Annotated in this window: 9 protein-coding genes; 8 read left to right on the forward strand and 1 reads right to left on the reverse strand. The window is 68.4% G+C overall.

The window, feature by feature from the left end; genetic code table 11:
- The first annotated feature begins 175 nt into the window (after positions 1-175).
- The gene (locus ACTHNC_RS08160) at positions 176-1,543 is read left to right on the forward strand and encodes an FAD-binding oxidoreductase (protein WP_440294101.1); all 1,368 of its coding nucleotides are present in this window, start codon (positions 176-178) and stop codon (positions 1,541-1,543) included.
- On the opposite strand, the gene ACTHNC_RS08165 is transcribed toward ACTHNC_RS08160, so the two are convergent.
- Positions 1,540-3,681, reverse strand: a complete 2,142-nt coding sequence (locus ACTHNC_RS08165) for a bifunctional polysaccharide deacetylase/glycosyltransferase family 2 protein (RefSeq protein WP_440294102.1) — start codon at positions 3,679-3,681, stop codon at positions 1,540-1,542. The two genes, ACTHNC_RS08160 and ACTHNC_RS08165, sit on opposite strands and share 4 nt — an antisense overlap.
- 78 nt (positions 3,682-3,759) lie before the next feature.
- On the opposite strand from ACTHNC_RS08165, the gene ACTHNC_RS08170 reads away from it, so the two are divergent.
- The 7 genes from ACTHNC_RS08170 to ACTHNC_RS08200 all read left to right on the forward strand — a co-directional run.
- Entirely contained in the window at positions 3,760-3,960 is a 201-nt protein-coding gene (locus tag ACTHNC_RS08170) for a hypothetical protein (protein ID WP_440294103.1), read from the forward strand.
- Between the two features lie 329 nt (positions 3,961-4,289).
- Positions 4,290-5,486, forward strand: coding sequence for an MFS transporter (locus ACTHNC_RS08175; RefSeq protein ID WP_440294104.1), 1,197 nt, complete (start codon positions 4,290-4,292; stop codon positions 5,484-5,486).
- 33 nt (positions 5,487-5,519) lie between these two features.
- On the forward strand, positions 5,520-6,131 hold the full coding sequence (locus ACTHNC_RS08180; RefSeq protein WP_440294105.1) for a TetR/AcrR family transcriptional regulator: 612 nt from the start codon (positions 5,520-5,522) through the stop codon (positions 6,129-6,131).
- Positions 6,128-6,685 (forward strand): hypothetical protein, encoded by a 558-nt coding sequence (locus tag ACTHNC_RS08185; RefSeq protein ID WP_440294106.1) that lies wholly within the window; start codon positions 6,128-6,130, stop codon positions 6,683-6,685. The genes ACTHNC_RS08180 and ACTHNC_RS08185 overlap by 4 nt, the downstream gene beginning before the upstream one ends.
- 70 nt (positions 6,686-6,755) lie before the next feature.
- Entirely contained in the window at positions 6,756-7,472 is a 717-nt protein-coding gene (locus ACTHNC_RS08190) for an Ig-like domain-containing protein (RefSeq protein WP_440294107.1), read from the forward strand.
- A 38-nt stretch (positions 7,473-7,510) separates the two neighbouring features.
- A complete protein-coding gene (locus ACTHNC_RS08195) occupies positions 7,511-8,050 on the forward strand; it encodes a GIY-YIG nuclease family protein (RefSeq protein ID WP_440294108.1) in 540 nt (179 codons plus the stop codon).
- A gap of 53 nt (positions 8,051-8,103) precedes the next feature.
- On the forward strand, positions 8,104-8,807 hold a 704-nt coding region (locus tag ACTHNC_RS08200; protein WP_440294109.1), incomplete at its 3' end, for an MFS transporter.

An 8,807-nucleotide genomic window follows, 5' to 3' on the forward strand; every position in this document is an offset into this window, starting at 1 on the left:
GTCTATTGGTCCGCCAATTAATATATAGTTGTTGCTGTGGTGCGGGCGGGGCTCTTGTGGCGGGGGTCCCGCCCCCCCCCCGCCCCTGCATGGACTTCGTGGCCGCCTCATCGGCGCGGGCGCTCGCCGCGGTAGCGTCGGACTACGTGCGGTTCCACCGAGAGGGGTCGTCATGATGACGGATGTTCCCGTGTCCACGCTCGTCGAGCTGGTCGGAGCGGATGTGGTCTCCCTCGATCCGGACGTGCTCGAGCGGTACCGCTGGGACAACGCGGAGGAGAGCGGCGCGCAGACCCCGCTGGCCGTTGCACGTCCCCGAGATGCGGCTCAGGTGCAGGAGATCGTGCGGTGGGCAAACCGCAATCGCGTGCCGGTCGTGCCGCGCGGAGCAGGCAGCGGCCTTTCCGGCGGTGCCGAGGGTCTCGGCGGCGCCATCACGATCAGCATGGAGCGGATGCGCGCCATCCAGATCGACCCCCGCGCCCACACGGCGACCGTCGAGCCCGGCCTGTTCAACGCGGAGGTGAAGGCCGCGGCCGCGGAGTACGGGCTCTGGTATCCGCCCGACCCGTCGTCGTTCGAGATCTGCTCGATCGGCGGCAACATCGCGACGAACGCCGGCGGACTCTGCTGCGTGAAGTACGGCGTGACCACCGACTACGTGCTGGGCCTTGACGTGGTGCTGGCCGACGGCACGCTCGTGAGACTGGGCGGGCCGCAGATCAAGGACACCGCGGGGCTGTCGCTGGTCAAGCTGTTCGTCGGCAGCGAGGGAACGCTGGGCATCGTGACCAGGGCCATCCTGCGCCTGGTGCCTGCCCGCGGCGAGCCGTCGACGCTCGTCGCCACCTTCGATTCGGTCGAGAACGCCACCGAGGCGGTCGTCGCCATCCGTCAGGTCATCCGCCCCGCCATGCTGGAGTTCATGGACCGCGCCTCGACGTGCGCGGTGTGCGACTACTCCGGCGAAGACCTGGACCGGGATGCCGCGGCGATGCTGATCATCCAGTCGGATGCTCCCGAGCCGGTGCGATCGCAGGAGATCGCGCGCATGGATGAGATCTGCCGCACGCACGCGCCGATCATGACCCGGGTCTGCTCGGGAGCCGAAGAAGGCGAGCGCTACGCTGCGGCGCGCCGGGCGGTGTTCCCGGCGCTCGGCGCGCGCGGCAAACTCATGTACGGCGACGTCGGCGTGCAGATCCCGCTCCTGCCGCGACTCGTGAACGGCATCACCGAGATCGGGGAGCGGCACGGGATGGATGTCTCGGTCTGCGCGCACGCCGGCGACGGCAACACGCATCCGAACGTCGTCTTCGATGCAGACGACCCGGACGCCGAGGAGCGCGCGACGACGGTGTTCCACGAGATCATGGACCTCGCCATCTCGCTCGGCGGCACCATCACAGGAGAGCACGGCGTCGGCCGGGCCAAGCGCGACTCGCTGCCCGATCAGCTCGGGCCGGACGTCATGCTGCTCACCCGGCGCATCAAGGACGCGCTCGACCCCGACGGGATCTTGAACCCCGGCGTGATGATCTAGGCTGCTTTGCTCGGTACCCCGGTGCCGGGAACGCGGAGCTGGCCGTACCGCTCCATGCGATGCCAGCGCAGATGCATGCCGGCAACGGCGGTGAAGACCGACTGGATGACGACCAGGTACATCAACTGCCGGTACACGACCTGCTGGAGCGGCAGTGTCCAGAGCGGGCGAAGCGACTCACGGTCCATCCGGAACGCGTAAGCGGCCATCGCCAGCTGAACGGCGAGGAAGCCGAGCCAGACAAGGGCGACCCGCACCGGATCGAGGAAGACCAGCCCATACAGCGCGAAGACATCCACGACCGGAGCGAACAGCGGAAGCAGCACCTGGAGCACCAGAAGGTAGGTGAGACCCCGCCGGCCCAGCTTTCCGGCGGCACCACGCTGCAGCAGGGCTCCGCGGTGCTTCCACATGGCCTGCAACGTGCCGTAGCACCAGCGGTAGCGCTGCTTCCACAGCGCGCCGATGCTGGCGGGCGCCTCGGTCCAGGCGAGTGCGTTGTCCTGATAGACCACGCGCCAGCCGTCCCGGCACAACGACATCGTGAGGTCAGTGTCTTCGGCAAGCGTGTCGTCGCTGACACCGGCCACCCTGGTGAGCGCTTCGCGACGGAAGGCCCCGATCGCGCCCGGCACTGTCGGCATGCACTCCGCGACGTCGAACAGCCGGCGGTCGAGGTTGAAGCCGACGACGTATTCGATGTGCTGCCAAGCGCCGAGCACTCCGCGCCGGTTCGCGACCTTCGTGTTGCCGGAGACCGCCCCGACCTCGGGCTTCGCCAGGGGCTGAATGAGCTTGGTGACCGTGTCCGGTTCGAAGACGGTGTCGCCGTCGACCATGACGACGACGTCGTTGCTGGATGCCGCGATGCCGGTGTTGAGTGCTGCGGGCTTTCCGCCGTTCGGCCGGCGGATGACCCTGACACCGGGAAGGGCGAGTGCCTCGACGATGTCGGCCGTGCCGTCTGTCGATCCGTCGTCGACGACGATGATCTCGACCGGATGCCGTGAGCCGGCGATCGAGCGCACCGCAGCCTCGATCCCGAGCGCTTCGTTGTACGCGGGCACGATGACCGTCACGGGCTCGGTCAACGGCGGCTCCGTGGTGACGCCGTGCTGGTGGCGTCCTGCACGGGCGCGGCGGTGATGCCGTGAGGCGACGGCCACGACGAGGACGGCCCGAGCGAAGGTCACGATCCCGGCGACGATCAGGGCGATGCTCAGGAAGCCGCCCAGGGAGTCCGCCGCCTGCAGAGCCCAGACGAGTGCGGCGTCGGCCGTCTGCTGAAGGGGAGGCACCGTGGCCATGGTGCGAAGACCGAGCGCGTCGCCCACCGTGGCGACTCGGAGGTTCTGGCCGGCCCACGTTGTGAGCGCGGAGTTCAAGGCGGCCACTGTCTGAGATCGATCGCCGCCGCCGTCGTGCATGAGCACGACGTGTCCTTTCGCGTCGGACGCCGTTATGGTGCGTGCGATCGCCGTGGTGCCGGGCCGCTCCCAGTCCTTGCTGTCGAGAGACGACAGCACCGTGATGTATCCGTCGCTCCCAGTCGACTGCATGACTTTCCAGCTGGCGTTGTCGACCGCCGCGTTGCTGGCGCTGTACGGCGGCCGCAGCAGCACGCTCGTTCGCCCCGTGATCCCGGCGACGACATCCTGGTCGCCCGTGATCTCCAGCCGGCGTCGCCAGGCGGGTGCGGTGTCCAGGTTCACGTGGGTGAGCGTGTGGATGCCGATCTCGTTGCCGTCGGCCAGGATCTGTCGGATCAGATCGGGATGCTGGAGCGCGGCCGAGCCGACCACGAAGAACGTCGCGTGGGCGTGGTGGGCACGAAGCGCCGCGAGGATCTTCGGCGTCCACGTGGGGTCGGGCCCGTCGTCGAACGTCAGCGCGATGGAGTTACGCGGCGGGCTCGCGGTGCGCACATGGCCGCCTCGCGTGTCGACCACCGGCCCGCCCTTCAGAACCGAGGCCGGAACCGCGGACGCATCCCCGGCGGGAACGGCGGCGTCGTTGCTGATGCCGGAGAGATGGTTCAGGTACCCCTGCGCGATGAGCCCGATGGCCAGAATCAGCATCGACAGACCGAGGACGATCCAGTGGATGCGCGGACGTCGAGCGTGAGCCGTCCGTCTCATGGATGCGGAGGCGGCGTCGGGTGTGTGGTCGGCCTAGGAGCGGATCCGCTCTGCCCGTGCGTAGGCGACGCGCTCGGCGTGGGCGATGGCGAGGACGATGCCTGCGGAGCAGGTGTGGACGGGGCGATCGGTGCGGTGACCGACACCGGTGCCGCCGCACCACCGGCATCCCCTGAGCCGGAACCGCCGACCGCCGGCGGCGAAGGCTGCGCCGAGACCTTCGGGACGGAGCCGCCTGCAGCCGGCGCATGCGTCGGTGCCGCTGCCTTCGGGGCATGACCGATCAGCCCGTCCGGGAATCCCGGCACCGAGAGACGAGGACCGATCCCTACCCCGACCACAAGCAGAGCCGCCGCAACGAGTGCGGCGCTCCCGAACGCCACCGCGACGACCCGAACGAAGCTGAGTCTGCGGCCCGTGAGGTCGACGAAGACAGGAGCAGCCCGCCCCTTTCGCTCGCGAAGACTTTCCCGTCGCATCGTGCCCGATAGCCTAAACCACCCCCACTCTGGGGGCCCTGGGCAGAGGATGCGGTCATCCGTGAGGCCGAGCGTTGACAGGACCAGCTGCGCCCACGCATCCTGAACCCCGGTGCCATGATGTAGGCGATGAGCGGCGCGAGGTATCTGTTTGCCGCGGTGCCGCTTCGACTGGCCAGTGCCGGGACGGCCGCCGCGCTTCCCGTGCTCGCGGTGCAGGAGGTGCACAGCGTCGCGATCGGTGGCGGGCTCGTCGCGGCCTCGCTCGCTCCGAGCGTGCTCGCCGCTCCGGTCGCCGGTGTTCTGCTGGACCGCAGCAGGCATCCCACCCGGCTGATGGTGCTCTCCGGATTCGTCACCGCCGTCGCGTTCACCCTCGCCGCCTTCCTCGGCGTGCTGCCGACGTCCGTCGTCGCCGTCGCTCTCATCGTGGCGGGCGCCGTCACTCCGTTCTTCATGGGCGGGATGTCGAGCTTCGTCACGGATGCCATCCCCGGCCGCGCCGAGCGTGCGTTCGGCACCGACGCGCTCGCCTACAACATCGGCAGCGTTGCCGGACCCGCGATCGCCGCCGCGGCGATCACCGTCGGCTCCGGCCGAGTCTCGATGCTCGCCCTCGCCGGGATCGCCGTCGTCGGCATGGTCGCGTGCGTTCTGCTACGACTCTCCCCGCATCCGGAGCACCCCGACCGGCCCGGCGTATTCCGCGAGATCGCTCGGGGCTCCCGCTTCATCGCCACGCATCGTCCGCTCGCCGTCGTGACGTGGTCGGGCACGCTCAATCAACTCGGTCAGGGGGCGTTGCCGATCGCCGCGGTCGGAATCGCCATTGCGACGACCCGGAACGAGAGCGACGCCGCGTGGATCGTCACCTCCTTCGCGATCGGTGCGCTCCTCGGCTCGCTCGCCGTCACCGTGCGGCCGGTCCGCCGCATGCCGGCGCCCAGGGTCATGGCCGTCGCAGCCGTCGTGACCGGACTGCTGACGATCGTGGCCGCGATCGTCCCCGGACTGCCCGGAGCGATCGTGCTCATCGGCGTCTCCGGAACCGCGACGGGACCGGGCGTGGCCGCGATGCTGCTGCTGCGAACGAAACACAGCCCGCGACCCCTGCGGTCACAGGTCTTCACCGTGGCCGCCGGGCTGCGCGCCACCGCCGCTGCCGTCGGCGCCGGTCTCGCGGGACTCGTGGCATCAGGTGCGTCGGGTCTGCTGCTGGCCCTCATCGGGGCCAGTTGGATCGCCTCCGCCGTGATCCTCGCCGCCTACCCGCGAGGGGCGACGACTCTGGACGGCGGCGCTCCCGCTACCGACGGGGTGAGCTAGCCGAAATAATACACCCGTGCTATTTTGACGCGCGTGGTGAACAAGATCGATGAGGCGCAGCGCCGCCGCGAGCTCGCCGAGGCGGTGTGGCGGATCATCCTGCGGGATGGCCTGCCGGCCGTATCGGTGCGCCACGTGGCCGACGAGGCGAGGCTCGCGACCGGGTCGGTGCGCCACTTCTTTCCGTCGCAGTCGGAGCTGCTGAACTTCGCGATGACGGCTCTGGCCGAGTCGGTTGCCGCCCGCGTACGCGAAGCAGCACAAATACCCGACGTGCGTGAGCGTGTGTTCGCGATGCTCCTCGAACTGCTTCCGGTGAGGGATCGCACGCACGACGAGTTCGCCGCCTACCTGGAGTTCCTGGAGCGTTCGCGCATCGACGCGTCGCTGTCTGCAGTCGCGCAGGAGAGCATCCGGGCGGTGCGGGAACTGATCGTGACGATCCTGACCGATCTGCGCGAGCTGGGGATGCTTCGTGGCGGCGTCGACATCGAGACGGAGTCGGTGCGACTTCACGCGTTCATCGACGGCCTGACTCTGCAGCTGGTCGTCGCACCGACACTGAACTCACGGGACGACGCTCGCCGCGCACTGGAACGGTGGCTTCACGATCTGGAGGAGCCGCGGGACGGGATGCGCGGATGATCGTCGCGGGAATCGCAGCGGCCGAAGCGGGCTTCTGGGTCGTACTCGGAGCCGCGCTCGCCGTGCGGTATCTGCTGCGCTGGCACGTTCTCAGCACCCTGCTGCTGTGGGCACTGCCGGCCATCGACTTGGCACTCCTCGCGTTCGTGGCGATCGACCTCGCGGGCGGGGCCGTGCCGGCGCAGTCCCATGCGCTCGCGGCGTCGTATCTCGGGTTCACCGTCGCGTTCGGGCATCCGCTCGTCCGCTGGGCCGATGCCCGGTTCGCGCACCGCTTCGCCGGAGGGCAGCGCCCGGTCCGGCCGGCCAAGGGCAGCGCGGCGTATGTGCGAGGGCTCTGGATCGAGTGGTTCCGGGTGGTGCTCGCCGCGGCGATCGCCTGCGGCATCCTCACGGTCTTGGCGCTCGTCGTGCGTCACGAGGAAGTACCGGCGTCGCTCGACGAAGCGGCGACCAATCCGCTCTGGGCGCAGATCGTCATCCTCGGCATCGTCGTGGTCGTGTGGTTCCTGGCGGGACCGGCGTTCGCCAGGCGTACGGTGCAGGCATCCTGAGCAGTTCTTGCGCCTCGGCCCTGTGGTCGGGAGTTCGCACGCGACCGGTTCCACGACGAGAATCGTCACCGTGCGCAGGTTCCGAATGGTGCTCACCATCGCCGCCTTGACGGTAGCCGGGGCCTCGCTGTGCGCGTGCAGCGGCGACGCCGAGATCAGTGCGACTCCCGACACCTACTTCGCAGCGTTGGACGGATCGTTGAGCGTCGCCGCGCCTGGAGTACTCGAGAACGACAGCGACGGCGGCCGTTCTCTGCAGGCAGTGCTAGTGACGCGGCCTGCGCATGGTGCGGTCAGGCTGAACACTGATGGAGCGTTCACTTACGTCGGAGAGAAGAACTACCACGGCACTGATTCGTTCACGTATCGAGCTGTGCGGAAGGCGGATGCCGATCGGCTGGCGACGTTTCGCGCGAGCATGTCGGCCCAATCGGCGAAGGCCACCGACACGACGGCCGTTTCGATCCGCGACAACGCAATCACTGCGCGCGTCGTGCAGACGATCAGCGCTCGAACGAAGGCGGGCGCTCGATACACGGCCATTTACGAGGTACGAAACTCCTACCCCGCCCGATTCCCTGCGGTTCCGGTGGAACTGTCCGCCACTCCGGCGCTCGGAATCACCGTCGATGGCACCCAGTGCGACCGTCTCGCCTCGGGCGACACCTGCCGAATCGCCGTGCACTTCGTTCCACCGTCCGCTGGAGCCTTCGAGGTGCGCGTGGAAGTACACGTCGGCTCCGTGTACCGGCTCAGACTTCCGGACCTACTGACCACAGCCGAGTAGCCGCAGTTCCTGTCGGTGGTGCATGCAACGCTCTGCTCGTGAAGTGCTGCTGCCCCGGATGCGACGACCAGGCTGACGCAGACGCTCCCGTACCGCTCTGCCCGACGCATCTCGCAGCGGCCGGTGACTTCTCCGGACAGCTGTTCGGCGTGGAGGATGCGCTGCCCTCCCCGTGTGTCGCGTGCGGATCCCGGGTAGGCGTCCGCTACTCGTCCGGCCTGGTCTGCGCCGTCTGCGAGTGGGTGTACGGAACGGTGCCGGATGATGAACTGCCACCGCCCCGGGTCGAGGTGGTCTACTACATCAGATTCGACGAGCGCATGAAGATCGGCACCACCGCAAATCTCGGCCAGCGCATGCGGCAGCTGTGGCACGACGAACTCGTGGCACTGGAGCTCGGCGGGCGGGCCAGGGAACGGCAACGACACGAGCAGTTCGCGCAGTGGCGGTTGGGGACCAGCGAATGGTTCAGCCTGTCGCCACCGCTTCTCGATCACGTGCGCGTGCTGAGCGCCGGCGTGGACGACCCGTGGGCGCTGCACGCCCGATGGATGAGCGAAGCGGTTGCCGCGCGGTGATCACGTAGCGTCTACCTATTTGTAGCGGCTTCGAACATTCGTAGGATGGGTCCGTGCAGGAGTCCGGTTCCGCGTCGAGCAGCGGAGTAAGCGAGCCGGGCATTCCGCGCCGGTTCGCGGCTCTGCGGAACCGCGACTCTCGTCCGTATCTCTTCACGTCCGGCCTGTCGATGATGGCCGACAACACCGAGCACGTCATCACGTACTGGGTTCTCTGGCAGACCTTCCACTCTCCTGCACTCGTCGGGTTTCAGGTGATCAGCCACTGGCTGCCGTTCCTCCTGTTGTCGGTATGGACGGGCACGCTCGCCGAGAAGTACGACTGCCGCAAGCTCATCCAGGCGGCGCAGGGGCTCTTCATGCTCGTCTCCGCGCTCTGGGGTGTGCTGTTCCTCACCGGGACGCTACAGGTGTGGGAGGCCTGCGTGCTGCTCGTGCTGCACGGGATGGCCGGCTCGATCTGGGGCCCAGCAGAGCAACTCATGCTGCACGACTTCGTGGACCGCCACGAGCTGCCGAGCGCGGTGCGTCTCAACGCCACGTTCCAGAGCCTCGGCATCCTCTTCGGGCCGGTCGTGGGCTCCGCCCTGCTCCTCTGGCTCGGTCCCACCGGCGGCATCTTCGTGAACGTCCTGCTCTATCTGCCGATGACCATCCTGATGTGGCGCACCCGGTTCACCGGTCACCTTCGGGACGCCGGACTGCTCGAAACCGCACAGCGAGTGCGGTTCAGAGACACGTTCAAGGTGCTTCGTCG

The sequence above is a fragment of the Humibacter sp. genome (assembly GCF_051954055.1).
In the GTDB taxonomy this organism is placed as follows: Bacteria; Actinomycetota; Actinomycetes; order Actinomycetales; family Microbacteriaceae; genus Humibacter.